Genomic DNA, 25,413 nt, shown 5'->3' on the forward strand with positions numbered 1-25,413 from the left:
AAAATATGAGCAAAAAACTTTTAAGTAATTTAAAAAAAAGCGGAATTATATCTGAAATAGATTTCCATTTTGCCTGTTTGATCACCCGCCTGGCCAGCACTTCGGAGATCGCCGCCGGGTTGGCCGCCGCATTGGTCAGCCGTGCCACCGGCGAGGGGGCGGTCTGCCTGGACCTGCAGGCCCAGGGGGGTCGGGCCCTGCCCATGGGGGCCGGGGCAAAGGCGGAGGCCGCGTGCCCGGAGCCTGGCTGCTGGCGCCGGATGCTGCTTGAGAGCGGGGTTGTCGGGGAGCCGGGAGAATTTCGGCCACTGGTGCTGGACGCGGACAACCGGCTCTACCTCTATCGCTACTGGGAATACGAACAGATCCTGGCGGCGGCGGTTGCCGCCAAGGCATCCACCGTGTTTCCCGAATTCGACCCGCCACGGTTGCGGGCAAGCCTCGATCGGCTTTTCCCGCACCGGGTCGAATCCCCGGTGGACTGGCAGCGGGTGGCGGCCGTGGTGGCGGTGCTGAAGGCGCTGTGCATCATTTCAGGCGGGCCCGGCAGCGGCAAAACCACCACCGTCGCCCGGCTGCTGGCGATCTTGCTGGAGCAGGGGCCCACCCCGAATCTGCGCATCCAGCTGGCCGCCCCCACCGGCAAGGCGGCCGCCCGGATCAGCGCCTCCATTCGCACCGCCCGCCAGGAACTGGACTGCCCCGCCGCGGTCAAAGAAGCCATTCCGGCCCAGGCCACCACCCTCCACCGGCTGCTGGGCACCCTTCCCGGATCGCCCTATTTCCGGCACGATGCCCAAAACCCGCTGGCGGTGGACGTGGTCGTGGTGGACGAAGCCTCCATGGTGGACCTGGCCCTGATGGCCAAGCTGGTGCAGGCGATGCCGCCGGCGGCGCGCCTGATTCTGGTTGGTGACAAAGACCAGCTGGCGTCGGTGGAAGCCGGCGCGGTCCTCGCGGATCTCTGCGGGCGAACGGCCGAACACCGCTTTTCACGGGAATTTGGCGCGACGCTTTCGGCCGCATGCAGCGAAAACCTGCAACGGTGGTGCGACCCGAACCAGCAGCGCTCCGGGCTGGCGGACTGTATTGTTGCCCTGCGCCACAACTACCGCTTTGCCGAGGGCAGCGCAATCGGGCGTCTCAGCCGCGCGGTCAACGCCGGCGACGTGGCGGCGGCGGCCGGTCTTTTGCGGACGCCGCCGGATGCCAGCGTCTGCTGGCAGCCGCTGCCTGCGCCCGGGGAATTTGAGCAGCGACTCTCCGAACGGTTTCGCGAGGGCTACCGGGACTATCTGAGCGCCGAAAGCCCGGCCGAGGCCTTGAAAGCCCTCGGGCGCTTCACCGTCCTAACGCCCTTCAACCGGGGCCCGTACGGCGTCAATGCGCTCAACCGGCTGGCCGAGTCCAGCCTGAAACGCAGCGGCTGGATCGACCCGTCCGAACGCTGGTACACCCGGCGTCCGCTGCTGATTACGCGCAACGACCACGAGATGGGCCTTTTCAACGGCGATCTGGGGGTTATTCTGCCCGCCGAGGGACACGCGGACCGGCAGGATGCCTGCTTCGCCGGACCGGACGGAGACGTCCGGCGCTTGCCGCCCCAGCGCCTGCCAGCCCACGAGACCGTTTTTGCCATGACCGTCCACAAAAGTCAGGGATCGGAGTTCGATTCGGTATTGGTCATTTTACCGGAAAACGATTCCCCCCTCCTCACCCGGGAACTCCTGTACACCGCGGTAACTCGGGCCCGAGAAAAAGTATTGATCTGGGGACCCGAAGGTGGTTTAACCGCTGCCGTGTCCAAAAAAATTGAACGGGCTTCAGGACTGCACGATGCCCTCTGGAACGGAACCCACGAAAAATAAAAGCGTGTGCCAAAGTGCCTGGGGCGGCCCGCCCCCGCAGGCGAGGAGATTTCTGCCCCATGAACCAACCCGTTAAAACCATCATAAAAGGTACCGGACGCTACGTCCCTCCCCGGGTGGTCACCAACCAGGACCTCACCCGCTGGATGGACACCACGGATGAATGGATCCGGCAGCGAACCGGCATCGAGCAGCGCCACTGGATTCCGGAAGAGGGCGGGGTGGGGGCCTCCGACCTGGGTTTGGAGGCCGCCAAGATTGCTCTGGAACGGGCCGGCTGGCGCCCTACGGATATCGACCTGATCATTTTCGGGACCCTCAGCCCGGATATCTTCTTTCCCGGCCCCGGGTGCCTGCTGCAGCGCAAACTGGGGCTTTCCGAAACCCCGGCGCTGGATATCCGCCAGCAATGTTCCGCCTTTCTGTACGGCCTCGCCATGGCCGATGCCTTCATCCGCAGCGGCCTTTACCGGCGGATTCTTTTCGTCGGCGGTGAGGTCCACAGCACTTGCCTGGACATTTCCACCCGTGGCCGGGACATCGCTGTTCTTTTCGGCGATGCGGCCGGTGCGGTCTGCCTGGAGGCCGTTGCAACCGAAGCGCCTGCCGGGGTGCTGGCCTCGGTACTGCACGCCCAGGGGGAATTCGCCGATATCCTGATGATGGAAGCGCCCGCTTTCCGCGAAAAACCGGGCATCTCCGAGGCGATGATCCGCGAGGGGCGCCATTGGCCCAAAATGGAAGGCAAGTCCGTTTTCAAGCACGCGGTCCGGCGGCTTCCCGAAGCGGCCCGGGAAGTCCTGGACAAGGCCGGTCTGACGGTGGAGGACATCGATATGGTGATCCCCCACCAGGCCAACCTGCGCATCAACCAGGCATTTATGAAATCTCTGGGGCTTCCGGAGGAAAAACTGTTCAGCAACATCAACCGCTACGGCAACACCACCGCCGCCAGCATTCCCATGGCGTGCGACGACGCCCTGGAACAAAAGAAGATCGGGCCGGGCAGCACCGTTCTTTTCATCGGCCTGGGGGCGGGGCTGACCTGGGGGGCTGTGCTGTATCGATTTCCGAAGTGAACGCGAAGGCTCACACGCTTTCCGCCGCAGCGGCAAAAACGGGATGGTGATCATCGGCCACCATCCCGTTTTTGTTTTGCCCCGCGGGGCTCAGAACTTTGATGAACCAGAGACAGAGAGGACCTGTTTTTCGAGCGCCTTCACGGCTGCGGGAGGGGACCACCGGCGATCTCAAGCGCCATGCGGGCGGCCAAGCGCTCAGCAAGCGCCTGTGCGCTCTCGCCCGCCGCGGGCAGCGCTGCGATTGGCAGCGGGCTGTCGCCACCGTATTTTTCGGTGCTGGCAACCGTCGCGCTGCTTTCGAAAGACATCCCGGCTTGCCTGAGGTGATCCAGCCGGAAATCGGCCGTGAGGGTCGCCTGCCGGACGACAAACGGAACCCGTCGCAGTCGCGTGCGCATGATCTCGACGGAAACCCAGTCGCCGTCGACGTTGCGGATTTGTCTGAATTGCCCCGTGCCCTCGCGTACCTCCACCCGGTCGGCGCCCGGGCTGTCGACCAGGGTGGCGCTGGTGCGGGCGCTCACGACCGCATCGGCAAGGGGCTGCCAGGTTTTCAGCTGCGCACGCCGGCCTTCGGAGTCCCCAAGGTTTTCGGGCATCCCCAAATGCCGGTTCTCCAGGTAGACGGCCTTTAAGCCGCCTTTTTTCGTCAGACGATCGAAAAGGGCGCGCTGCAGGCTATCGCCGTACGCGCCGGTGAAGGGGGCCAAGACCAGGCGCTCGACCCCGCGCCGGTCGCCCGGTTCTTTTGTTGGTCGGGCGCCAGGGGTCAAGGCGCAGCCCCAGAGGAGCCCGGCGATCAGGCAGAGCAGCCACAGCGGCGCCGTACGGCAAAAGATCTCCCGCCTCAGGCGGCGGGATTGGGGCCGAAAGGGGATCAATGGAGCGCGGGGAGGGCCGGCGGTTTCCGGGGCCGCCCTGGGGGCTGGGTCACCTCGAAATCCCAGATCAGCGGCACGTGGTCGGAAAACTTGACCTGGGGCACCTGAAAATCACGGGTGCGGATCTCGGGGCTGTAGAGGATAAAATCCAGCTGGCGCCGCGGGGAGCGGCTTGGATGGGACGGCATGCCGCTGTCGTTGGCACTTTTCAATCCGGTTGCGGCGATAAACTCCCCCAACTCGCGCGCGCCGCGCAGGGGATTGAAATCGCCGGCGACCACAAAGGGTTTCCTCTCATTTTGAAGGACCCCGTTGAGATCGCGCAGCTGCTGCTGGCGATGGCGGAATTTCAACGAGAGGTGCACCAGAAAAAGTTTGATTTCTTTCAGCTCCAGTTCGATCACCAGCCGCTTGATGCCCTCGTTGAAATAATGGTAGCGGATGGACTGGATTTCCTGATTGGTCAAAAAGGCGTTGCCTTGCTTGTTGAGAACCGGAATTTTCTGGATCAGGGAGTTTTGGGCATATTTCGACCGGTAGATGGCGTAGTGCTGCATTTCACGGGCGATGGTGTCGGCCTGGTTGGATTTTTCGCAACGAAAAGACCCGCTGTCGACTTCGATCAACCCGGCGATGTCCGGCGCGACGTCCCTGATGAAGGCGGCGATCTGTTCCAGGTTGCGACCGGTTTTTTTAAGGTAGCCGGCGTAAGGCACCGGCAGGTGGATCCTGCGGCCAATGCCGGCGGCGTAACGGATGTTGTAGAGTAGCATTCGCATTTTGCGAGGATCGTCCTTTCATCACATACCACATGAAGCGCCACAGCCGCTGGCGGGCAAGCCCACGCGGCCTCTTACCGCAGCTGGAAACGGGGCACCTCGATGTGCGTGCCGCGGCAACGCGGGCATTTCCCCGGCCGGGTGAAGCGTTTGCGGTCACGGAATACAAAGCCACAGTCCAGACAGGCGAAGGGCAGGGTCAGGAGCTTTTGGCGGCGCGCCCCGGCTGTGCGGCCGATGTGGACCAGATGCTCGCAGACCTCTTTCTCCCGGATACCCAATATCCGGGAAAGCTCTCGGGCACTCAAGGGCTCACCGGAGAGAAGCTCGACCAGGGCTTGACGAATGGTTTGCATCGCTCAAACTACTTATAGTATAGAACAAACCCTGCTTCAACCCCGACCGCGAGAGGTGTTGGATGGCGTCATCGGCTCCGGATCCCATCGGGATCCTGCTAAACAAGGGGGTCCGCATCCCGGCCCCGGCCAGCGTGGAAATCGGCCCGGAGGTCGACCCCGCCCGGATCTCGGCGGAAGGCGTGGTGCTTCATGCCGGCACCAAGATCTTCGGCCGCCGCACCCTGATCCTGCAGGGGGCTAAGATCGGCTACGAAGGCCCCGCGACCCTCGAAAACTGCCATGTCGGCCCCGCGGTTCGGCTGAGCGGGGGTTTTTTTCGAGGGGCGGTATTTCTCGCAAAGGCCGCCATGGGGTCGGGGGCCCACGTCCGCGAATGCACCATCCTGGAGGAGGGGGCCAGCGGCGCCCACACGGTGGGGCTCAAACAGACTATCCTCTTTCCGTTCGTGACCCTCGGCAGCCTGATAAATTTTTGCGACTGCCTGATGTCGGGCGGCACCAGCCCGGAGGACCACAGCGAGGTGGGCAGCTCCTACATCCACTTCAATTACACCCCCAATCAGGACAAGGCCACACCGTCGCTTCTGGGGGATGTGCCCTCGGGTGTGATGCTCAACCAGCGGCCTATTTTTCTGGGCGGGCAGGGCGGTTTGGTGGGGCCGTGCCGATTGGCCTTCGGCACCATTATCGCCGCCGGATCGGTCTACCGCAAGGATGTGCCCCAACCCGGGCGGCTGGTGTTCGATGGCGGCCTGAAGAGCGGCAGCATCCCGTTTAGCCCCGGACTTTACCGCGGGATTCGCCGCATCGTGGCCAACAATCTCACCTACCTGGCCAACCTGGCCGCTCTGAAACAGTGGTATGCCCACGTGCGCGCCCAGTTCGTCTCGCCGGATTTTCCCCAGGCGCTTCTTGAAGGCCTCCTCGCGGCGGTGGACGCGGCCATCGACGAGCGGCTGCGCCAGTTCGGGCGCTTCTGCGCCAAACTCCCCGAATCGGCCCGGCGCTACCGCGAAAGTGCGCGTGAGAGCACCTCGGATGCCCTGCTCCAGGAGAAGGCGGAACTGGCCGCCGGCTGGCCCGAGATGAAGGCCATCATGAGCCAGCAAAAAGAGGACGCCGGTCCCGAGAGCCTGCGGGATGCCTTTCTGGAGAAAATCCAGGAGCCCCTCCGCAGCGCCGGCAGAGACTATCTCGCCACCATCCGGGGCCTGGAGCCCGCCGCTGCGGCCGCTGGCACCCGCTGGCTGCAGGCGATTGTGGGCCGTTTCAGCGCGGCGGCCCTGGCGCCGCTGCCCTTGCTGTCTCTCCGCGATTGAGGAAAGGAACCTTTTAATGGGCATTTTGTTCGGCACCGACGGCATTCGCGGGGTGGCCAACACCTACCCGATGACCGCCGAGATGGCCATGACTGTGGGGCGGGCGCTGGCGGTCCTGTTTGCACCCTCGGACGGCGCCCCGTTTGTGGTCGGCCGCGACACCCGCATCTCCGGGCACATGCTGGCCCACGCGATGGCGGCCGGCATCTGTTCCATGGGGGGCAACGTCGCCATGGCGGGGGTGCTGCCCACACCCGGGGTGGCGCACCTCACGCGAGCCGCAAAGGGGGCCGCCGGAATCGTCATCTCCGCCTCCCACAACCCGTTCCAGGACAACGGAATCAAGGTCTTCAAAGGGGACGGATACAAACTCTCGGATGCATACGAGGCCGAAATCGAGGCGCTGGTGTTAAACGTCGATCTTGCCGCGAGGGCCGAAAGCATCCAGGCGACCGGTCGGGTGCGCTGGCTGCCCGATGCCGGGCAGCGTTATGTCAACTTTTTGATTGCGACCGCCCCGTCCGGCGATTTCCTGTCCGGGCGCCGAATCGTTCTGGACTGCGCCAACGGTGCTACCTCGGAGGTCGCGCCGCGTCTTTTCAGCGCCCTGGGTGCGGCGGTAACCACGCTGTTCAACGAACCCGACGGCCGCAACATCAATGCCGGCTGCGGCTCCCAGCATCCGGAAACACTGGCGCGGCAGGTGGTGGCGCAGGCTGCCGATATCGGCCTGGCCTTCGACGGCGACGGCGACCGCCTGATCGCGGTCGACGAAAAAGGGGAACCCCTCACGGGCGATCAGGTGCTGGCCGTCTGCGCCAAGGGGTTGCAGGCCGCGGGACGCCTGAAGGGCAGCGCGGTGGTGTCCACCGTCATGAGCAACATGGGGCTTGAAAAGGCCCTATCCAAGTTGGGTATCGCGCACCACAGGGCCGCCGTGGGCGACCGCCATGTCCTTGAAAAGATGCTGGCCTGCGGGGCCGTGGTGGGCGGCGAAAACTCAGGCCACATGATCTTTCTGGAAAACCACACCACCGGCGACGGCCTGCTGGCCGGCCTGAAACTGTTGGCCGCCGTCCAAAGCGAGGAGAAGCCCTTGTCGCAGCTGCGCCGGGTGATGACCGTCTTCCCGCAGCTGACCCTCAATGTGGCGGTTACCGACAAGCCCCCGATAGATTCCGAGCCGGCCATTTCCAAAGCAGTCCGGGCGGCCGAAGGGGTGTTGGCCGGCAGGGGGCGGGTCCTGGTGCGCTACTCGGGCACCCAGGCGCTTTGCCGGGTGATGGTGGAGGCCCCCACCCGGGAGGAAACCGAGCGCCTCTGCCGGCAGATCGCCGATGTGGTCCGCAGGCGGCTGGGGGCCTGACGGCCGCATTATTCGAAAAAACACCCCCCGCGGATTGACCGCGGAGGGAGCAAAAATCGGGCGAAAAAACCGTTATTCCCGGCTGCCGCCGAAAATGTGCAGCAGCATGATGAAGAGGTTGATAAAGTCGAGATAAAGGGATAGGGCGCCCATGATGGCGCCTTTGCGGACCACCCCGGCCTCGAGTCCCGCGGGTTGGGACAGGGCCATATTTTTTATTTTCTGGGTGTCATAGGCGGTCAGCCCGACGAACACCAGAACGCCGATGTAGCTGATGATGGCCTGCAGTCCGGAGCTCCTGAAGAACAGGTTGGCCAGGCTGGCGATGATGATCCCGATCAAGCCCATGAACATGAAATTGCCCATCGAAGTCAGGTCCCGGCGGGTGAACCAGCCGTAGACGCTGCAGGCCAGAAACGTGGCCGCGCAAACGAAGAAAACCGACACGATGGAGGTTCTGGCATACACCAGAAAGATCGAGGACAGGGTCACCCCGTTTAGGGCCGAATAGACCACGAAAACCGCCGTCGCGCTGGAGGCCTCCATCTTGTGGACCCGCGCGGCCAGGGAAAACACCAACCCCAGCTGGGCGATCACAAGTATTATCAGCACCATGGGGGAGCCGAAGACCACCCGCAGGATGGCTTCGCTGGTGGAGACATAGTATGCCACAAACCCGGTCAGGGCAAGACCGACCGCCATCCAGTTGTAGACGCTGCGCACAAACGCGTTGACCTGTACCTGGGTTTGGGTTTGGGTGCGCTCAAGTGGTAACGACTGCATTCTGACCTCCTTGATTTTTTAAAAAGGTTTAATTTAGGCTGAAGATAACACAATACCGGGGGTTTTCAAGGGTAATCGGATCCATTCATCCCCAAATGCCGACAATCCGAGATGAAAGCCGAAGAACTCTACCAGCACCTCAAAGATCTGGCCGAAAAGCTCGGCATCAGCGTCCGGGAGCAGAACCTTCGGCACGCGGGCCTGCGGGTGCGCAGCGGCTTTTGCATGGTCAAGGGCCATCCGATGTATATCATGAGCAAGCACTTGAACATCCACCGCAAAAACGAAAAGCTGGCGGAGTGCCTCAATCGTTTTCCCCACGAGGGGATCTACCTGGTGCCGACGGTGCGGGAGTTTCTCCAGCACCACGGCCCGGCTGCCGAGGCCCCCAACCAGATAACAGACGGGGCATAGGGGAAAGGGCCGGCCCGCTTGGTCGAAATTAAAAGTTTACATAATATTCATTATCGGACAAATTGAATCGGTGCGATTTCCGGGCTCGGCCCCGGACAGACCCAAGCGTTATAATACAAAAGGATTGAATTTTTCCCACAAACTATGCTAGTGAGTCCCATATTCTGGTCAGTGGTACATCGCCCACGCGCAATCTCAGCCCATATTTCCACCCGCAGTCGGTCAGGCGGCCGATCCAGCGGAAACCCCAGGTCGCCGTGAAGGACGTTCAAGCCGACACCCCCAGCCAGATCTACACGGTCTCCCGACTCACCGCCGAGATAAAAACCCTTCTGGAAGACCGCTATCCCTTCATCTGGGTTTCCGGTGAGGTCACCAATTTCGTGCGTGCCGGTTCGGGCCATTTCTATTTCGCACTCAAGGACGACAAGGCCCAGATCAAGGCGGTGATGTTTCGCGGTCAGACCCGCGGCGTCAAATTTCTCCCCGAAAACGGCATGCACCTCTGCGGTCTGGGCCGCATCAGCGTCTACGAGCCCCGGGGTGTGTATCAGATCATTTTCGAATTCTTGGAACCCCAGGGGGTCGGTGCGCTTCAGGTGGCGTTCGAACAGCTCAAAAATCGGCTGGCCGCCGAGGGCCTCTTCGACGCCCGGCACAAAAAACCCCTGCCTCCGGTTCCCCGCTGCGTTGGGTTGATCACCTCTCCGGCCGGCGCCGCGCTACAGGACCTGCTTCAAATCATGGGGCGCCGTTTTCCCAACCTGGCGGTCGAAATCCTGCCGGTGCGGGTCCAGGGGCAAGGGGCCGCCGAGGAAATCGCCGCCGCCCTGGTGATTGCCAACCTGCGCGCAGCCGCGGATGTGATCATCGTGGCCCGCGGCGGCGGCTCGCTGGAGGATCTCAGCGCCTTCAATACCGAGGCCGTGGCGCGGGCCATTTTCACCTCCCGCATTCCCGTGGTTTCGGCGGTGGGCCATGAAACCGATTTCACCATTGCCGACTTTGTGGCCGATCTGCGGGCGCCAACCCCTTCGGCCGCGGCCGAGCTGGTGGTGCCGCTGAAATCCGAGCTGAACGCCCGCTGCCGGGGTGTGTACGCCCTTCTGCTGCAAGCCATGTTGCGCCTTCTGGCCGCGCGGCGCGATGCCCTGGGACAGACCCGGCGCGCCCTGGTCGACCCCCGCAAGCGGCTCCAAGACCTGCGGCTGCGACTGGACGATCACCTCGGTCGGCTTCAACGCGCGGGCATCCGCGACCTGCAGATGCGCCGCGAGCGCCTCTCATGGCGGGTCAAGAAACTCTTTGCCCATTCCCCCCTGGAAAGGGTTCAGCACCATAAAGCGACGATTGAATTAATAAACTCCAAGATTCTGAGTTTTATGAATAAAAATTATATCATAAAAAAATCACGACTGAACACTGCGGCTGGCAAATTGAGCGCCCTCGGTCCGCCGGCGGTCTTGGCCCGGGGCTACAGCATTACCCGCTCGCTTCCCGATGGCAGGGTCGTTCGGGACAGCCGTCAGGTGGACATCGGCCAGGTTCTCCGGGTAATCGTGGCAAAAGGAAGTTTAACCTGCAAGATTGAGGATAGAAGCGACCATGGCCTCCCCCAACTTTGAAAAAGCCCTGCAGCAGCTCGAGGAGATTGTCCAAGAACTGGAAGCCGGTGATCTGCCGCTTGAAAAAGCCCTGAAAAGATTTGAAGACGGCATCCGGCTCTCCAAGCTGTGCGCCCAGAAGCTCGATGAAACCGAAAAACGGGTCACCCTGCTGATGCGGGATTCGGCCGGCAATCTGAGCGAAACCCCTTTTGCCGATAAGCGCGGCGAAAACGATGTTTGAGCTGGCGTCCTATCTGGACGCGCGCCGGCGTCAGGTCGAGGCCGCGCTGGCCCGTGTTTTTGAGGAACTCGGCAGTCCCGGGCGGCTGATCGATGCCATGCGCTATTCGCTCATGGCCGGCGGCAAACGCCTGCGCCCGGTGCTCTGCATGGCCGCCTGCGAGGCCGTCGGTGCAAAACCTGAAGTAGCCCTCAAACCAGCCTGCGCCCTGGAATTGATTCACACCTACTCGCTGATCCATGACGATCTGCCGGCCATGGACGACGATGCCCTGCGCCGGGGTCAGCCGACCTGCCACGTGGCCTTCGACGAAGCCACCGCCATTCTCGCCGGAGACGCCCTGCTGACCCTTGCCTTCCAGGTCCTGGCCCAACCCAGTGCCGACGGCCAACCGGCAACTGAAACCCAGATCGCCGTGATTGCCCGGATCTCCCGCGCCGCCGGCTGCCGGGGGATGGTCGAGGGCCAGATGCGGGATATCGCCGCCGAAGGTCGACCCATGGCGTTGGACCGGCTGGCCGAGCTGCACGGCCTCAAAACCGGCGCTCTGATCACGGCCGCGGTTGGCAGCGGGGCCCTCTGGGCCGGGGGCAGCGAAGCGCAGGTGCGCGCTTTGGAGCATTACGGCGCCAAAATCGGCCTGGCCTTTCAGGTGACCGACGACAATCTCAATGTCGAGGGAGACCCTGCGGAGCTGGGCAAAGCGGTTGGCACCGATGCCGCCCGCAGCAAAACCACCTACCCCGCCCTGCTGGGTCTGGAGCGTTCCAAAGCCCTGGCGCGGGAGCTGGTCGGGGAAGGCTTGCAGGCAATCGCCGCATTTGATACGAAAGCAGACCCGCTTCGGGCGATCGCAAACTACATCGTCAAGCGCCGGCGGTAGCCTTGCGTTTAAAAAGAGAGGGTCCAGCCTTGCCTTTATTGACCCAAATCGACTCACCGGAAGACCTGAAAAACCTGCGCCGCAAACAGCTGCCGGCCCTTGCAGCCGAAATCCGGCAGCAGATCGTCGAGGTCGTCTCCCACACCGGCGGGCATCTGGCGCCCAGTCTGGGCGTGGTTGAGCTGGCGATCGCCATCCACTACGTTTTTGACGCACCGGGGGATAAGATCATCTGGGACGTGGGGCATCAGGCCTATGCCCACAAACTGCTGACCGGCCGCCGCGACCGCTTCGCGACCCTGCGCCAGTTCGGGGGCCTGTGCGGCTTTACGCGCCGCTCGGAAAGCCCCTACGACGCCTTTTCCACCGGCCACAGCAGCACCTCGATTTCCGCCGGTCTGGGGATGTCGTGCGCCAAACGCCTCAAAAACGACCCCGGCAAGGTGATCGCCGTGATCGGCGACGGCTCCATGACCGCCGGCATCGCCTACGAGGGGCTCAACCAAGCCGGCGACATCAACAAGGACCTGATCGTGATCCTCAACGACAACGACATGTCCATCGCCCGCAACGTCGGCGCCCTCTCCTCTTTTCTCAGCCGCACCTTCTCCACCAAGTACCTCCAGGACCTACGCAAGGAGTTCGGCGAGTTTCTCAAATCGCTGCCCAAAATCGGCGACGACGTTTATCAGTTCGCCAAACGCTCGGAGGAGTCCTTCAAAAGCTTCATCACCCCCGGCATGCTGTTTGAGGCCTTCGGCTTCACCTACTTCGGCCCCATCAACGGCCACAATCTGACCCACCTGATCGACATTCTCAACAACGTCAAGGCCCTGCGGGAGCCCGTGCTGCTGCACGTCACCACCAAGAAAGGCAAAGGCTACCCGCCCGCCGAGGAAAACCCGGTCTATTTCCACGGCTGCGGCTGCTTCGAAGTCAACACCGGCAACTGCATCCAGCATCCCGGCGACCCCCCCAGCTACACCCAGGTCTTCGGTCAGAGCCTGGTGGAACTGGCCGAAAAAAATTCCGCCATCGTCGCCGTCACCGCTGCCATGCCCGAGGGGACCGGCCTGCGCCAGTTTTCGGAGGCCTTCCCCGAGCGCTTTTTCGATGTGGGCATTGCCGAGCAGCACGGCGTCACCTTCGCGGCCGGGCTGGCCGCCGAAGGGATGCGGCCGGTGGTGGCGATCTACTCGACCTTCCTGCAGCGGGCCTACGACCAGATACTGCACGACGTCTGCATCGATTCGCTGCCGGTGATTTTCGCACTGGACCGCGGCGGCATCGTCGGCGAGGACGGCGCCACCCACCACGGCCTGTTCGATTTGTCCTTCCTGCGCAGTCTGCCCAACATGGTGGTCATGGCCCCCAAGGACGAAAACGAACTGCGCCGGATGCTGGTGACGGCCCTTTCCCACGACGGACCGGTGGCCTTCCGCTATCCCCGGGGAATCGGCGTGGGAGTGCCGGTGGAAAAAGACGACACCCCGCTTGCGATCGGCAAGGGGGAGATCCTGACCGACGGCGATGACCTGCTTCTGCTGGCCATCGGCCGCGGCGTGCAGGAGGCCCTCCAGGCGCGCGAGTTACTGGCCCAGGACGGCATCGCGGCCACCGTGGTCAACTGCCGCTTTGTCAAACCCCTCGACATCGATTTGATTTGCCCCTTGGCGGCAAAGGTCTCCAGAATCGTGACCGTCGAGGAAAACATGCGTCAGGGTGGGTTCGGCAGCGCCGTCCTGGAGGCCCTCGCCGACAGCGAGTTGACCGGTTTTACGCTTCGGCGGGTGGGCGTGGCGGACACCTTCGTGGAGCACGGGACTCAGAAGATTCTGCGCTCGCGCTACGGCGTCGATGCCGCCGCCATTGTCGCCGCGGCCCGTCAAATGCTGGAAAGCAGCCCCCGCCCGCGAAATGCCGCCAGCTAGAAGGCGCGCCGATCTTCTGCTGGTGGCCCGCGGACTTGCCGCCACCCGCCAGCGCGCCCGGGAGTTGATCCTTGCGGGCAAGGTTACGGCTGACGGCTTTCCGCTGACCAAGCCCGGCTCTCTGCTGGCGGAATCCGCCGTGCTGAAGCTCAAGGGCGAGGGGCTGGCCTATGTCAGCCGGGGCGGCCTGAAACTGGAAGCCGCCTTGGAGGCCCTCGACTTCCAGGTCGCCGGCAAGTGCTGCCTGGATGTCGGCGCCTCCACCGGCGGCTTTTGCGACTGCCTGCTGCAGCGCGGGGCCCGCAGGGTCTATGCGGTGGATGTGGGCTACGGCCAGCTGGCGTGGAAACTGCGCGAGGACCCGCGGGTGGTGGTCATCGAGCGCACCAACATCCGCCACCTGACGCCGGAGCGCATTCCCGAGGCGGTGGATCTCGTCACCATCGACACCTCCTTTATCTCCCTTCGGATCGTGGTGCCGGCCGCACTGCCGTTTCTCGCCAGCCGGGGAGACATCCTGGCCCTGATCAAACCCCAGTTCGAGGTTGGCAAGGGGCGTGTCGGCAAGGGCGGCGTGGTTCGCGATGCCGGCTTGCACCAAGAAGTGATCGCATCACTCACCCGCTTTTTCCAGGGCCTGGGCCTCAGCGCAGCCGCCGTCATCCCCTCCCCCATCCTCGGCCCCAAGGGCAACCGGGAGTTTATCATCCACCTCGTCGCACCGTGACGCGGCGGTCGTCTCAGGCCCGCAAAGCCGCTTGTCCTGTGGCGTCTTGTCCAAAAGTCGGGGTTGATTTTTTCAGGTCAACCGGATAGGAGTTGGCGAATTGGGGCTACCCCGGCCTTTTCCAACCAAAATTTCGGAAGTAGAGAGGAGCTTAGATGAGTGAAATGGCGGACAAACTGAGAAACGTTGCCCTTGTGGGCCATAGCGGTTCCGGAAAAACCTCGCTTGCCGAAGTGCTGCTTTTCAACAGCGGGGTCATCAACCGCCTGGGACGGGTGGAAGACGGCAATACCGCCATGGACTTCGAACCCGAAGAGTTGAAGCGCGGTTCGAGCATCAGCAGCGGGTTCCATTCATTCCTCTGGAAAAAGCGCTCCGTGTGCCTGATCGACACGCCGGGCGACATGAATTTCTTCACCGACACCAAGTTTTGTCTCCAGGGGGCGGACGCCGCCCTGGTGGTGATCGACGCTGTCGACGGGGTCAAGGTCCAGGGCGAGCAGGCCTGGGAACTGGCGCGCCAGTTCGGCATGCCGGTGGCGATTTTCGTCAACAAGCTCGACCGGGAGCGCGCCGATTTCGCCCGAGCGCTGGAGGACGCCCACAAAAGCTTCGAAGACCCCAAACCCATCGTCATCCAACTGCCCATCGGCTCCGAGGCCGATTTTCGTGGGGTGGTGGACCTCATCGGCATGAAGGCCTATCTCTATGACGATCAGGGCAAGGCCACGGCGGCCGACATACCCGCCGAAATGCAGGATCAGGTGGAAACCGAACGCGAGGCCCTGATCGAAAACGTCGCCGAGGCCGACGACGAACTGATCGAACGCTACCTCGAGGGTGAAACCATCTCCGATGATGAGATCCGCGCGGCTCTCCACAAGGGTCTGATCAGCCGCACCTTCAGCCCGGTGCTCTGCGGCTCCGCCACCCGCTGCATGGGAATCGACCTGTTGCTGGATTTCATCGCCGCCAGCATGCCCTCCCCTCTCGCCCGCGGCCCCCGCAAGGGCCTGGATCCCGTAAGCGGTGAAAGCGTGGAGCGCGCACCGGAGCCGGATGCGCCCTTTTCGGGGTTCGTCTTCAAAACCATCGCCGACCCCTATGCCGGGCGCCTGTCGATCTTTCGGGTGGTTTCCGGCAAGCTCTCGGGCGACGGGACCCTGTATAACGCCACCAAGGAGTGCCGTGAGCGCTACAACCAGCTGCTGACCATCGCCGGCAAAGAACAGAAGCCCATCGGCGAGGCGTGCCCCGGGGCCATCGTCGCCTTTGCCAAGCTCAAGGAAACCACCACCGGCGACACCCTCTGCGACGAAAGCGCCAAGATCCAGTTTGAATGCGTCAAGCCCCTGCCCACCCTGATCTCCTTTGCGCTGGTGCCCAAATCCAAGGGGGATGAGGACAAGATTTTCAGCTCCCTGACCAAACTCCTGGAAGAAGACCCCGGCCTCAAGGTCGAACGCAATGCCGAGACCAGCGAGATCCTGCTCTCCGGTATGGGGCAGGTGCACATCGAGGCCACCATCGAAAAATTGAAACGCAAGTACAACGTGGAGGTCAACCTCAACACCCCCAGAATCCCCTACCGCGAAACCATCAAGAAAAAGGTGCGGGTGCAGGGCCGCCACAAAAAGCAAACCGGCGGCCACGGTCAGTTCGGCGACTGCTGGATCCAGATGGAGCCCCTGCCCCGCGGCGAAGGGTTCCAGTTCGTGGACGCCATCGTCGGCGGCGCGATACCCAAAACCTATATCCCCGCCGTTGAAAAAGGCGTTCAGGAGTCGGCCCGCAGGGGGGTTTTGGCGGGGTTTCCGTGCGTGGACTTCAAAGTGACCCTGGACGACGGGTCCTTCCACGCGGTGGACTCCTCCGAGATGGCCTTCAAGATCGCCGGCTCTCTGGCCTTCAAGAAAGCCGCCGAGGAAGCCAAGCCCGTCTTGCTGGAACCCATCATGAGCGTGACCATCACGACCCCCGACGAATTCATGGGGGACATCATGGGGGACCTCAACGGGCGGCGCGGACGGGTGCTGGGCATGGACAGCGAGGGCAAATATCAGGTCATCAAGGCCCAGGTTCCCATGGCGGAGTTTCTCACCTACGCCCCCGATTTGAACTCCATGACCGGCGGCCGGGGCCTCTACACCATGGAATTCTCGCACTACGACGAGATGCCGGCGCAACTTGCCGAAAAGGTCATCGAGGCGGCCCTCAAGGAAAAGGGTTAACCCCCCTTATCCGTCAAAAACTATGGAGGCCGCCGTCGGCGTGGGATTTTGACACACCGGCGGCGGCCTAGTTTTTGCGGCCCTTCTCCCCTGCCCCGTGCTCAGGGTGCCAGCCCGTGCGGAAAGCAGCAGCGCCCCGGCGCGAACCCTTCCCAGAACGCCTCCCGCAGCGAATCGAACAGCACGCGGTGGCCGCGCCCGGTGGCTTCGCCGGAGGGGCAGCCGGGGCGGTGGAAGCGGCGGGAGCGGCTGTTGCCCACATAGGGCTGCCCCGTTTTCTCCGGCAAGACCCGCCAGATGCCGCGGCCGGCCTGCAGCGCCTCCCGCTGGGCCTCCAGCAGGCGCTGCCGGTAGCGGTCGTTGGGGCTTCGGTAAAGGCAGAATGCGAGGCCCGCATGCAGCAGGGCCTCGTTGACCATGATTCCGTCCTCCAAAAAAACGTAGGCCAGGTGACGGTTGTAGCGGTCCTGCCGCTCACGGTCATACTCCAGGCGCACTTTCTGGTGCAGGACGAGTCGCCGATTGAACCTGCGCGCCGCCTGGGCAAAAGGCTCCGAGGGCTCGCGGGCGCCGCCGATTTCCGGGGCGTCGATTCCGATGTAGCGCACCCGGGTCCCGCTCTCCAGCACCACCGTATCGCCGTCGTTGACCTGCCGCACCCGTTCCCAGGCGCCGGCGGCCGCAGCACCGGCGGCCGGCACGAGAAGCACCAGTGCGCACAGCAGGCCGAGAAGCCCCCGGGAGCAAGCCCGCAGGCGCTCAGGAAAGCAGGCCGGCATCCAGCTCACAGTGCGAAACGGCGCTGCGGTCCAGCATCCGCGGAAGGCCGCCGCGGGCCGCCGGCACAAACCCCAAACTCTGCTGCCAGACCTCGTCGTCTTCCATGCAGAAATAAACGCACACGTCGGGTGCGGCCTCGCGGATGGCCCGGATCACAGCCTGGTAGAGGCGAATCCGCAGCGGTTTGAAGTAGCGCAGCTTGCCGTCCAGGCCGGGGATGAATTCGCCGGTCAGAATGCGCGAATCGGGGAAGCGCTGGCGCAAGATGGGTTTCAGCTCCGGCATGAAGCGGAACGTGCCGATGCTGATCCAGACGATGTGGTGACTGGCGACATGGGCAAAAATCTCCGCCACCACGGTCTGGTACTCAGCTTCACAGCCCGCATAGATCACCATCGGATCGAAATGGAAGGCAACGGGGTAGCCGTGCGCCGCCGCCCGGGCGGCCGCCTGCAGCCGGGCCTTGAGGCTGGCTGTGCGGCGCTCTTCGGTGGCGATCACCCGCGGCGTGTTGACCGACCAGGCGAGGATGCTTTTTTTGTTGTGCGGCAGCTGAAGCAGATCGGAGATGGCCGCGGTTTTGGTTTTCAGTTCCAAAACGGCACGGTTCTGGCCGGCAAACCGCATCACCAGGCCCTGGGAGAGGCCCGTCCAGGGCTCCCAGATCAGGCTGTCGGTGAACTCGCCGGTGCCGATCCGGCTGATGCCGGGTCGTGCGAAGGTCTGCGCCAATTCCCGCAGCATGTCGTCGTGGTTGAGGAAAAACTGCAACAGCGGCGGGTGAAAATAGGATTGCAGAATGCAATACGAACAGTCCATCACACAAAAGGTGGCGACGTGCAGAATTTGGTAGCCGCAGCAGGTATAGCAGCGCGTGCCGGGGCATTTGCGTATGAACGGCCCGCGGTTGCGGGTCAGCAGGAGCACCTCTTTGGCGGCCTGAACCGGATCGGCGGCGGCGGCCACCTGCCCGAAAACCGGTCCGGGGTCGCTCACCGTGCGGGCGGGAATCCCCAGGTGGCGCTGGATGCGCCCGACCAGGGGGTGGCCGGCGACCGCAGCGTCGATGAAGAGTTGGGAAATGGGCAAGCGGGAACCTTCAGGGCACCAGCAGATCGCAGACCAGGGCCTCGGCGAGGTCCATGTCGATTTTACTCATGTTCAGCACCAGATCGTAGTGCTCGGGGCGATTGTAATCCACCGCGTTAAAGAGCCGCAAGAGCTTGCGGCGACGGAGGTCCTCCTTGGTGACCGCTTTCCGGGCGGCTTCCTCGGAGAGCTGGTAGCGGCGCTTCATGAAGTCGATCCGGTAGGCCAGGTCGGCGATCAGCAGCACATGGTGCGTGTCGGGATAATCCTTGAGAATGAATTGGCCGCCCCGGCCGACGATCACCAGGTTGTCGCGCTGGGCAATCTGAGGGACGATCTGGTAGAGGAGCTTGATGTAGGCCTTTTCATCCATGTACTGCCGTTGGGTGTCGAAAATATGGTCGATCAGCTTCGACGGCACGAATCCGGCCATGAAATTGGACAGGCTGCCGCCGCCGTCCTTGACCAGGGAATTGACCCAATCCTTGGAAACCGCAGCCTTTTCGGCCACCTTTTCGATGATCTCCTCGTAAATGAAGTCGTAACCCAGCTTTTTGGCCAGTCGTTGGCCCAAGGTGATACCGCCGGCACCAAACTGCCGAGAGATGGTGATGACCGCCATTTTGTACTCCTTTCACGGCAAGAAGATCGTTTTTGACGATCATAGTCAAAAAGGCCCGGCCAGGTCAAGCCGGAATGCGGAGTAAAGACCCGACCACAGTCTGCCGTGCCTTTAATTCGTATTGTTCGTGATTATGATGAGGGTATTTTGGCACCTCTATCGGAATGGTAACTGTCTTTGAGAGTGCTGTCCGCTGAGGGGAAAAAGGGGGAGTCAAATCGTTCCCGATTGCCAGACGCGACCTGAGAGGAGGACCACACCCGGATGACCGACATGCTGGTCAAACTCTATGACCTGCCCCCGCTGGCGCCCGTTGCGGCTGAACTGTCGGAAGATGGGATGGCGCTGCGCAGGCCGCTGGCTTGCGAGAAACACCTTGTAACCGTTTGGTTCGCAAACCTCTTTGGCGCCGGCTGGGCCGGCGAGTGCGAGACGGCATTCAGTCGGCTGCCGGTGGCGTGTTTTATCGCCTCCTGCAAGGGCCGTATCCTGGGCGCCGCCTGTTACGACTGCACCTGCCGCAATTTTTTCGGTCCCATCGGGGTGGCCCCCGCCTGGCGCGGCCGCCGGATCGGCGGCGGCCTGCTCCTGAGCTGTCTGCACGCCATGGCCGCCGACGGCTACGCCTATGCCATTATCGGGGGCGCCGGGCCCCAGGCCTTTTTCGCCCGCTGGGTGGGCGCGGTCCCCATCAACGGCTCAACCCCGGGGATTTACCCCGAGCCGCTGACACCGGGCCCTAAGAATCATCCGGCTTGAAACGCGAGGATTCTTTTATGCCCTTTATCAAACTGCCGGGACTGCCGGGAAAAGTCTATGTCCCCAAGCCTTCTGCCGCTCCCCGCCAAAAGCATCCCTGCCCGGACTGCTTCGCCTGTCAGGAATGCTCTGAGGACCGTTGTCGGGTCTGCCGCTGCGACGCGGCCCGCAAGAAAAAGGGCCTGCCGTCCGACGCCCCTGCCCATCCCAACCACGAGAGATAAATTCAACCGCAGCCCCGATTGAGCTTTTTGGCTGTTGTTCTAAAAGGTTGGCGCCGGTCGCCTGGCATGCTATGAAAAGCACTGGCCCAAGCGGTTGTCCGGATTCGGGGTTCGCCCCACCCGCACTCCCGGTCCGCACCGTTTTGATCAACCACCAAGGACAGCCCCTCCACCATGGCCTCTTTTCACTTATCCGATCCGTTGTTGCGCCGCCTGCTTTACGCCCTTGCCGTCATGGCGGTGATCGCTTTCGGTTTCTACACTTTCAGCCTTCTCAAGACTGTTTTGGCGGTGGCCGCCGAGGTGCTGGCGCCGTTTCTGGCCGGCCTGCTCATGGCCTATATCCTGGCGCCGGCGGTGGTTGCCCTCCAGAAACGCCTGGGCCTGGGCAGAATCATGGGGACGCTGGTCCTTTTTCTGCTGGTGGCCTCAGCCGCGGGTCTGCTGCTGGGAATCCTGATCCCGGCGGTTGCCACAGAACTGATCGCCCTGTTCAAGCTCTTGAAAACGACCCTGCCGGATCTGCTCAAGAGGCTCTCCCAGCGGGCGCCCTTCCAGGTCGATGATGTGCTGGTGCGATCGATCCAAAACTATATTCTCTCCCTTGAAATCAGCTTTGAAAAACTTGCGGGTCTGTTGCTGCCGGGGCTCAAAACGATGGCCACTGAGGGCTTTGAAACCGTCGGCCAGGCCACCCGGGGGCTTTTCAGCGGAATCGGCTCGGTGGTCGGATTCTTCTCTTTCGTGATTTTCGTGGGCATCATCAACTTTTATCTGATCGTGGATTGGGAAAAGATCGGCCCGCTGATCCGCAAAATGGTCCCACCCCACCGCCGGGAGCGTTTTTTCGAGGTCCTTCAAAAGATCGACCTGGCCATGGGGGGGTTTTTGCGGGGTCAGCTGACCGTCTCGGCCCTGGTGGGTTCCATGTTCGCCGCAGGTCTTTTCGGGATAAGCCTGATGGGGTTTCCGGCCCTGCGCAACTACTGCCTCCTGATCGGCACCGCCGCGGCCATCGGGGGCTTCATCCCCTATCTCGGACCCATCATCGGGTTGACTCCGGCCGTGCTGATCCTGCTGCTGACCATGGGCGTCGACTGGAGCACCAAACTGTTGACCTTGGCGTTGCTGCTGGCGCTCTTCTCCCTGATCCAGGCCATCGAAGGCTTTGTCCTGCAACCGCGGATCGTCGGCAAGGGCGCCGGCCTGCATCCCCTGGTGGTGTTGTTCGCCCTGATACTCGGTGCGCAGTTTGGCATCGGGGGGATGATTGCGGCCGTCCCCCTGGCCAGCGTTGTGCGGGTCTTGATCCTGGAATTCTACTGGCTGCCGGTGGAGCGGCGGGAGGCCATGCTGGCAACCGAAGCGGCCGGGAACCGGGATGTGCCCGCCACCCGGTCAAAGGAGGTGTAATGGACTCTCAGGCGTGTGTCACGGTCAACCTCAGACGCGGCATCTGGCAGGCATTTGAAGCCATTGCCGCCCAGCAGGGCAGCGACCCCGTCGACTTGATCGACAACGTGTTGATCGACTACATTGTCGATCACGTGCCGGACTGCCGCCGCTATGCGGATCTGATCGACGAAAACGACTTTATCAAGCCCCTGCCCGAGTGCTGCCGCAGGTGAAGGGCGCGCCGGAAAATCGAGGAGTTGTGAGATGCAGCTGCGAATCGACCACGTTGCCCTGGCCGTTCGGGACTATGCCGCGGCCAAAGCGTTTTTTGAACGAGTGTTCGGCGTCCTCCCGGGCGCCGGCGCACCCGACCAACGCCTGGGCTTCAGCTGGCGGGTGTTTTCTCTGGGGGATCTCTCCCGCCTGGAAATCCTCGCCCCGCTGGGGGCCGAAAGTTTTCTGAAAGAATTTTTGCGGACGCGCGCAGGCGGCCTTCACCACATCACCCTGCAGACCGACGACATCCATGCCGCGCGGGCCCACCTGGACCGCTGCGGCGTGCCCTATTTCGGATTCAGCGATGAAGACCCCGACTGGCAGGAGCTCTTTATCCACCCACGGGATGCTTTCGGGGTGCTGATCCAGGTGGCGGCGTTTGAACCCGATGCTTTTCTCGGGCCCGAGGCCAAACTCCCCCGGGGGAAACGGTGGTCTCTGACCCTCACCGCCACCGGCTGCCGCCTGGAGGTGGCCCATCCCGGCGGCGGCAGCGTCGCACTGGAACTCGACCCGGCGGAAATCGACGCACTGATCGCGGACCTGCAGCGGCACCGCAACGGGGGATGAGCGTTTAGAGTGGCCTGCTGGGGGCGCAGTTCCACCTTTTCACGAGTTGGCGGGACGGGGGACATAGCTGTTTTCTTTTGCGCGCCGATTTGATATGAAAACTCGTCTTCGCCATATTTACGCAGCGCGCTGCGGTCAAACCGGAATCGGTTCGAAGAAGGGGGTGGCATGAAGGACGGTTTGGACGTGATTATCGTCGATGATGATCCGGATGTCTGTGAAGTGCTGGCGGATATCATCAACCGTTTTTACAAGTGGGGCAATGTCTTCGTTTTCACGGATGTCAATGAGGCGGCCATTTACTGCATCAACCGGGACATCGGGATCGCCATCCTGGTGGTGGATGTCTACCTCGGCGAAAAAACCGGTTTCCAGTTTCTCGACACCATCTCCACGCGGTTTGCCACCGCCCACGAAGACACCATCATGATCACCGGCCACGCCAGCGACGATGTGGTCGACATGTGCGTCGCTTCAAACGTCAACCATCTGCTGGAAAAGCCGGTCCGCCCCTTTGCCCTTCAACTGGCGGTGCGCGCCATCACCTCAAAATATCTGCGATTCGCCAAAAAACTGCTGGAAGACGAGTGCTATTCGCAGGAGTGCGTCAAAATTATCCAGTAGCCGCGGCCTCTCATGGCGGGGCCGCGCGGTAGAGCACCACGGCGGAGCGCCCGATTTTCTTCAGCCGGTAGCCCTCATTGGCGATCCGAAAACCTTTCCGGGCCTGCTCCCGGGGGATGCTGTGGGCATACACCCTTTGGGGATCGAGTTCGGGCAGCACGGCGTCGATGCGCAGATTGCCCCCCTCATCCAGACCCCGGAAGGTCACGCGGCTGCGGCCGATGGTAACCGGACGGTCCCGGTGCAGCACCCAGACCTCCAACTGCCCAGCTGCGGGGGATCGCGGCGGGGAGACGTCGGTATTGTTTCGAAAAAGCCGCTGCGACATCTGACGGGGGTTTGGTTCAGAAACCCCCAAAAGCGTCGCCAGCCCGTAGAGGCCCGCAAAGGCCAGGATCCCGGCGACCGTAAAGGCGACGAGTTGAAGCCAGGCTGATGATCGCATCTCCCGCATGGCTGCCGGTTCCTCCGCTATACACCTTTCCGATTGAACGTTCCCTGTTGCAACCCGCTGTAGAAACTATAACGGCCTGCCAGAGCGCCGTCAACAGGCGCTCCCGAGGGCTGCCGCCCCTTCATCGTGGTTTACCCTCTGCCGCGGCTTGTGGTATGGTTTGAAAATCCTGCGCCGACGGGGGGCGGCGGCGGGGCCGGAATCGGTTACCGCAGCGCCTCGCCTATCACCACAGTTTTGACCCAGAGGGGGGCTCATGGCCAGAAGATCGCTCTATTGGGCGGACGCCTATGTTGAAAAAAAATTGTCGGCCAAGGAGGCCATCGGCCGGATCCGGCCGGGAACGCGGGTCTTTATCGGTTCCTCCTGCGGTGAACCCCAGCATTTGGTCAAGGCCCTGGCGGAAGCCTCGAACTTTTTCCTGGATATTGAAATCATGCGGCTCCTCACCCTGGAAACCGTGCCGCTTTCCATCATTGCGGACGATTCCAGCGGGCGCAACCTCAACATCCGCTCCTTTTACCTGGGCTCAGCGGCGGCAGCCAATATCAGCGAAAGACGCCGCTTCATCACGCCGCTGAACCTTTCGGCCATCCCGCGGCTTTTCAAGAGCCGGGGCCTGCCCATCCACACGGCCCTGATTCAGGTATCCCCCCCCGACGATTTCGGCTGGATGAGCCTGGGCGTGGCCGTGGATATCACCCTGGCGGCAGCCCAGTCCGCCGATTGGGTGATCGCCCAGGTCAACCCCCGCATGCCGCGGGTTCTCGGTCAAAGCTTCATCCACGTCAACGACGTTGACGTGGTGGTCGAGCACGAGGAGGAACTGCTCACCATCGGTGAGCTCCCCGAACTGGACACCGCCGGCCAAATCGGTCGGCTGGTGGCCAGCCTGATCGAGGACGGCTCCACCATCGACATTTGTTTGGGCGCCACCCCCCACGCGACGCTGATGGCGCTTTCCGAAAAAAACGACCTGGGAATCCACTCCCAGTATCTCACCGACGGCATGATGACCCTGGTTTCCAAAGGCATCATCACCAACCGCCGCAAGGGCTTCAACGACGGGCAGATCGTGGCCAGCAGCGCGGTGGGGACCACCAATTTCTACGAGTTCCTCGACGACAACCCGTCCATCAATTTCTACCCCTCGGATTACGTCAACAATCCCGGCATCATCGCCCGCCACAACCGCATGGTTTCGATCAATATGGCCATGGCCATCGACCTGACCGGCCAGGTGGCGGCGGACGCCCTGCCCTACAACCACTTTTCGGGGGTCACCGGCATGGTCGATTTCATGCGCGGCGCGGTGGCCTCCAAGGGCGGCAAATCCATCCTGATGATGCCGTCGCGGCACTTCGCCACCCACCAGAGCCGCATCGTCCCTCAGTTGCAGGATATGGCCGTGGTGGTGCCCCGCGGCGACGTGCATCACGTCGTCACTGAGTATGGCGCGGTCAACCTCTTCGGTAAAAGCCTGCAGGAAAGGGCCATGGCGATGATCAGCATCGCCCATCCGGATGATCGTGAGGCACTTTTCCGGGAGGCCCAAAGGCAGGGTCTGCTCGGGCCGGAGCGCACCCTGCGGGAAACCCTGCAGGGCATTTACCCGGTCCAGCTGGAGGAAAAAATCGAAGTCGGCGGGGAAATCGTCACCATCCGGCCGGTCAAACGGGTGGACGAAAGAAGGCTCCAGGAACATTTCTACAACCTGGCGGAAGAGGATATCATCTCGCGTTTTTTTCATCTCAAGAAGCGTTTCGGCCGCAGCGAAATGGAAAAAATTTTCGAGATCGACTACGTCAAAAACCTGAGCGTCGTGGCGCTGGTGGGAGAGTTCGGCTTCGGGCGGATTATCGGGGTGGGGGAATACCTGCTGGACCCCTCCAGCAACATGACCGAGGTGGCCTTTACGGTCCAGCGCGCCTACCAGGGCAAGGGGATCGGCCGGCTGATTATCAAGAAGTTGGCCGAAGCGGCGCGGGAAAACGGCATTTCCGGGTTCGTGGCCTACACCGCGCCGGAGAACAAAAAGATGATCAACCTCTTTCACAGCCTGCCCTACGCGGTCAAAAGCACCTTCGAGGAAGGCTTCCTGGTTCTCACCAGCCGGTTCGACAGCCCCAAGAAGGCCTGATGCCGGCAG

The 25,413-nt window shown here is 62.5% G+C and carries 25 protein-coding genes; 17 read left to right on the forward strand and 8 right to left on the reverse strand.

From position 1 onward, the window contains the following. The first annotated feature begins 5 nt into the window (after nucleotides 1-5). Both recD and LJE63_01140 read left to right on the forward strand, forming a co-directional pair. On the forward strand, nucleotides 6-1,868 hold the full coding sequence (recD, locus tag LJE63_01135) for an exodeoxyribonuclease V subunit alpha (GenBank protein MCG6905198.1): 1,863 nt from the start codon (nucleotides 6-8) through the stop codon (nucleotides 1,866-1,868). 59 nt (nucleotides 1,869-1,927) lie between these two features. Further along, nucleotides 1,928-2,947, forward strand: coding sequence for a ketoacyl-ACP synthase III (locus LJE63_01140; GenBank protein MCG6905199.1), 1,020 nt, complete (start codon nucleotides 1,928-1,930; stop codon nucleotides 2,945-2,947). A gap of 140 nt (nucleotides 2,948-3,087) precedes the next feature. Here LJE63_01140 and LJE63_01145 read toward each other — a convergent pair whose 3' ends face one another. The 3 genes from LJE63_01145 to LJE63_01155 all read right to left on the reverse strand — a co-directional run bounded on the left by LJE63_01145 (nucleotide 3,088) and on the right by LJE63_01155 (nucleotide 4,966). Next, nucleotides 3,088-3,660, reverse strand: a complete 573-nt coding sequence (locus LJE63_01145) for a hypothetical protein (protein ID MCG6905200.1) — start codon at nucleotides 3,658-3,660, stop codon at nucleotides 3,088-3,090. Between the two features lie 167 nt (nucleotides 3,661-3,827). Next, nucleotides 3,828-4,610 (reverse strand): endonuclease/exonuclease/phosphatase family protein, encoded by a 783-nt coding sequence (locus tag LJE63_01150; protein MCG6905201.1) that lies wholly within the window; start codon nucleotides 4,608-4,610, stop codon nucleotides 3,828-3,830. Between the two features lie 74 nt (nucleotides 4,611-4,684). Then, entirely contained in the window at nucleotides 4,685-4,966 is a 282-nt protein-coding gene (locus LJE63_01155; GenBank protein MCG6905202.1) for a transcriptional regulator, read from the reverse strand. A 62-nt stretch (nucleotides 4,967-5,028) separates the two neighbouring features. On the opposite strand from LJE63_01155, the gene LJE63_01160 reads away from it, so the two are divergent. Both LJE63_01160 and glmM read left to right on the forward strand, forming a co-directional pair. After that, nucleotides 5,029-6,288 carry a protein GlmU gene (locus tag LJE63_01160; GenBank protein MCG6905203.1) on the forward strand — a complete coding sequence of 420 codons (1,260 nt, stop codon included), beginning with the start codon at nucleotides 5,029-5,031 and terminating at the stop codon, nucleotides 6,286-6,288. Between the two features lie 16 nt (nucleotides 6,289-6,304). Continuing rightward, nucleotides 6,305-7,654 carry a phosphoglucosamine mutase gene (gene glmM / locus LJE63_01165; protein ID MCG6905204.1) on the forward strand — a complete coding sequence of 450 codons (1,350 nt, stop codon included), beginning with the start codon at nucleotides 6,305-6,307 and terminating at the stop codon, nucleotides 7,652-7,654. 72 nt (nucleotides 7,655-7,726) lie between these two features. Here glmM and LJE63_01170 read toward each other — a convergent pair whose 3' ends face one another. Then, on the reverse strand, nucleotides 7,727-8,437 hold the full coding sequence (locus tag LJE63_01170) for a Bax inhibitor-1/YccA family protein (GenBank protein ID MCG6905205.1): 711 nt from the start codon (nucleotides 8,435-8,437) through the stop codon (nucleotides 7,727-7,729). 111 nt (nucleotides 8,438-8,548) lie between these two features. On the opposite strand from LJE63_01170, the gene LJE63_01175 reads away from it, so the two are divergent. From LJE63_01175 to fusA, 7 genes are all read left to right on the forward strand, one after another. Then, a complete protein-coding gene (locus LJE63_01175; protein MCG6905206.1) occupies nucleotides 8,549-8,851 on the forward strand; it encodes a hypothetical protein in 303 nt (100 codons plus the stop codon). A gap of 257 nt (nucleotides 8,852-9,108) precedes the next feature. Continuing rightward, nucleotides 9,109-10,476, forward strand: a complete 1,368-nt coding sequence (gene xseA, locus LJE63_01180) for an exodeoxyribonuclease VII large subunit (GenBank protein MCG6905207.1) — start codon at nucleotides 9,109-9,111, stop codon at nucleotides 10,474-10,476. Continuing rightward, nucleotides 10,457-10,699, forward strand: coding sequence for an exodeoxyribonuclease VII small subunit (gene xseB, locus LJE63_01185; GenBank protein MCG6905208.1), 243 nt, complete (start codon nucleotides 10,457-10,459; stop codon nucleotides 10,697-10,699). Before xseA ends, xseB begins: the two co-directional genes overlap by 20 nt. Further along, nucleotides 10,692-11,582, forward strand: coding sequence for a polyprenyl synthetase family protein (locus LJE63_01190; protein MCG6905209.1), 891 nt, complete (start codon nucleotides 10,692-10,694; stop codon nucleotides 11,580-11,582). The genes xseB and LJE63_01190 overlap by 8 nt, the downstream gene beginning before the upstream one ends. A gap of 29 nt (nucleotides 11,583-11,611) precedes the next feature. Further along, nucleotides 11,612-13,513: a 1-deoxy-D-xylulose-5-phosphate synthase gene (gene dxs, locus LJE63_01195; GenBank protein MCG6905210.1), complete on the forward strand. Its 1,902-nt coding sequence runs from the start codon at nucleotides 11,612-11,614 to the stop codon at nucleotides 13,511-13,513. Further along, nucleotides 13,500-14,240, forward strand: coding sequence for a TlyA family RNA methyltransferase (locus LJE63_01200; protein MCG6905211.1), 741 nt, complete (start codon nucleotides 13,500-13,502; stop codon nucleotides 14,238-14,240). The genes dxs and LJE63_01200 overlap by 14 nt, the downstream gene beginning before the upstream one ends. Nucleotides 14,241-14,395: 155 nt before the next feature. Beyond that, nucleotides 14,396-16,471: an elongation factor G gene (gene fusA, locus LJE63_01205; protein ID MCG6905212.1), complete on the forward strand. Its 2,076-nt coding sequence runs from the start codon at nucleotides 14,396-14,398 to the stop codon at nucleotides 16,469-16,471. A gap of 101 nt (nucleotides 16,472-16,572) precedes the next feature. On the opposite strand, the gene LJE63_01210 is transcribed toward fusA, so the two are convergent. The 3 genes from LJE63_01210 to LJE63_01220 are packed head-to-tail and all read right to left on the reverse strand — an operon-like array spanning nucleotide 16,573 to nucleotide 18,962. Next, complete coding sequence (locus LJE63_01210) at nucleotides 16,573-17,250, reverse strand: thermonuclease family protein (GenBank protein MCG6905213.1); 678 nt, start codon at nucleotides 17,248-17,250, stop codon at nucleotides 16,573-16,575. Next, entirely contained in the window at nucleotides 17,231-18,340 is a 1,110-nt protein-coding gene (locus LJE63_01215; protein ID MCG6905214.1) for a DNA photolyase, read from the reverse strand. Before LJE63_01215 ends, LJE63_01210 begins: the two co-directional genes overlap by 20 nt. Nucleotides 18,341-18,350: 10 nt before the next feature. Then, the gene (locus tag LJE63_01220) at nucleotides 18,351-18,962 is read right to left on the reverse strand and encodes a cytidylate kinase-like family protein (GenBank protein MCG6905215.1); all 612 of its coding nucleotides are present in this window, start codon (nucleotides 18,960-18,962) and stop codon (nucleotides 18,351-18,353) included. Nucleotides 18,963-19,226: 264 nt separating this feature from the next. Between LJE63_01220 and LJE63_01225 the strand changes: the two genes are divergently transcribed. The 5 genes from LJE63_01225 (at nucleotide 19,227) to LJE63_01245 (ending at nucleotide 22,810) form a co-directional block, all read left to right on the forward strand. Next, entirely contained in the window at nucleotides 19,227-19,721 is a 495-nt protein-coding gene (locus tag LJE63_01225) for a GNAT family N-acetyltransferase (protein ID MCG6905216.1), read from the forward strand. A 398-nt stretch (nucleotides 19,722-20,119) separates the two neighbouring features. Next, the gene (locus LJE63_01230; GenBank protein MCG6905217.1) at nucleotides 20,120-21,358 is read left to right on the forward strand and encodes an AI-2E family transporter; all 1,239 of its coding nucleotides are present in this window, start codon (nucleotides 20,120-20,122) and stop codon (nucleotides 21,356-21,358) included. After that, complete coding sequence (locus LJE63_01235) at nucleotides 21,358-21,573, forward strand: hypothetical protein (GenBank protein MCG6905218.1); 216 nt, start codon at nucleotides 21,358-21,360, stop codon at nucleotides 21,571-21,573. The genes LJE63_01230 and LJE63_01235 overlap by 1 nt, the downstream gene beginning before the upstream one ends. Nucleotides 21,574-21,604: 31 nt before the next feature. Beyond that, the gene (locus LJE63_01240) at nucleotides 21,605-22,186 is read left to right on the forward strand and encodes a VOC family protein (protein MCG6905219.1); all 582 of its coding nucleotides are present in this window, start codon (nucleotides 21,605-21,607) and stop codon (nucleotides 22,184-22,186) included. Nucleotides 22,187-22,354: 168 nt separating this feature from the next. Then, nucleotides 22,355-22,810, forward strand: coding sequence for a response regulator (locus tag LJE63_01245; GenBank protein MCG6905220.1), 456 nt, complete (start codon nucleotides 22,355-22,357; stop codon nucleotides 22,808-22,810). Nucleotides 22,811-22,820: 10 nt separating this feature from the next. Here LJE63_01245 and LJE63_01250 read toward each other — a convergent pair whose 3' ends face one another. Continuing rightward, entirely contained in the window at nucleotides 22,821-23,255 is a 435-nt protein-coding gene (locus LJE63_01250) for a hypothetical protein (protein ID MCG6905221.1), read from the reverse strand. 265 nt (nucleotides 23,256-23,520) lie between these two features. On the opposite strand from LJE63_01250, the gene LJE63_01255 reads away from it, so the two are divergent. Continuing rightward, nucleotides 23,521-25,404 carry a GNAT family N-acetyltransferase gene (locus tag LJE63_01255; GenBank protein MCG6905222.1) on the forward strand — a complete coding sequence of 628 codons (1,884 nt, stop codon included), beginning with the start codon at nucleotides 23,521-23,523 and terminating at the stop codon, nucleotides 25,402-25,404. Nucleotides 25,405-25,413 lie beyond the last annotated feature (9 nt).

The sequence above is a fragment of the Desulfobacteraceae bacterium genome (genome assembly GCA_022340425.1).
GTDB lineage: Bacteria > Desulfobacterota > Desulfobacteria > Desulfobacterales > JAABRJ01 > JAABRJ01.

Bases quoted from the DNA above. Each gene is read 5' to 3' on its own strand.
- recD (MCG6905198.1), top strand. From the start codon at position 6: ATGAGCAAAAAACTTTTAAGTAATTTAAAAAAAAGCGGAATTATATCT.
- LJE63_01140 (MCG6905199.1), top strand. From the start codon at position 1,928: ATGAACCAACCCGTTAAAACCATCATAAAAGGTACCGGACGCTACGTC.
- LJE63_01150 (MCG6905201.1), bottom strand. From the start codon at position 4,610: ATGCGAATGCTACTCTACAACATCCGTTACGCCGCCGGCATTGGCCGC.
- LJE63_01155 (MCG6905202.1), bottom strand. From the start codon at position 4,966: ATGCAAACCATTCGTCAAGCCCTGGTCGAGCTTCTCTCCGGTGAGCCC.
- LJE63_01160 (MCG6905203.1), top strand. From the start codon at position 5,029: ATGGCGTCATCGGCTCCGGATCCCATCGGGATCCTGCTAAACAAGGGG.
- glmM (MCG6905204.1), top strand. From the start codon at position 6,305: ATGGGCATTTTGTTCGGCACCGACGGCATTCGCGGGGTGGCCAACACC.
- LJE63_01170 (MCG6905205.1), bottom strand. From the start codon at position 8,437: ATGCAGTCGTTACCACTTGAGCGCACCCAAACCCAAACCCAGGTACAG.
- LJE63_01175 (MCG6905206.1), top strand. From the start codon at position 8,549: ATGAAAGCCGAAGAACTCTACCAGCACCTCAAAGATCTGGCCGAAAAG.
- xseB (MCG6905208.1), top strand. From the start codon at position 10,457: ATGGCCTCCCCCAACTTTGAAAAAGCCCTGCAGCAGCTCGAGGAGATT.
- LJE63_01190 (MCG6905209.1), top strand. From the start codon at position 10,692: ATGTTTGAGCTGGCGTCCTATCTGGACGCGCGCCGGCGTCAGGTCGAG.
- LJE63_01200 (MCG6905211.1), top strand. From the start codon at position 13,500: ATGCCGCCAGCTAGAAGGCGCGCCGATCTTCTGCTGGTGGCCCGCGGA.
- fusA (MCG6905212.1), top strand. From the start codon at position 14,396: ATGAGTGAAATGGCGGACAAACTGAGAAACGTTGCCCTTGTGGGCCAT.
- LJE63_01210 (MCG6905213.1), bottom strand. From the start codon at position 17,250: ATGCCGGCCTGCTTTCCTGAGCGCCTGCGGGCTTGCTCCCGGGGGCTT.
- LJE63_01220 (MCG6905215.1), bottom strand. From the start codon at position 18,962: ATGGCGGTCATCACCATCTCTCGGCAGTTTGGTGCCGGCGGTATCACC.
- LJE63_01225 (MCG6905216.1), top strand. From the start codon at position 19,227: ATGACCGACATGCTGGTCAAACTCTATGACCTGCCCCCGCTGGCGCCC.
- LJE63_01230 (MCG6905217.1), top strand. From the start codon at position 20,120: ATGGCCTCTTTTCACTTATCCGATCCGTTGTTGCGCCGCCTGCTTTAC.
- LJE63_01235 (MCG6905218.1), top strand. From the start codon at position 21,358: ATGGACTCTCAGGCGTGTGTCACGGTCAACCTCAGACGCGGCATCTGG.
- LJE63_01240 (MCG6905219.1), top strand. From the start codon at position 21,605: ATGCAGCTGCGAATCGACCACGTTGCCCTGGCCGTTCGGGACTATGCC.
- LJE63_01245 (MCG6905220.1), top strand. From the start codon at position 22,355: ATGAAGGACGGTTTGGACGTGATTATCGTCGATGATGATCCGGATGTC.
- LJE63_01250 (MCG6905221.1), bottom strand. From the start codon at position 23,255: ATGCGATCATCAGCCTGGCTTCAACTCGTCGCCTTTACGGTCGCCGGG.
- LJE63_01255 (MCG6905222.1), top strand. From the start codon at position 23,521: ATGGCCAGAAGATCGCTCTATTGGGCGGACGCCTATGTTGAAAAAAAA.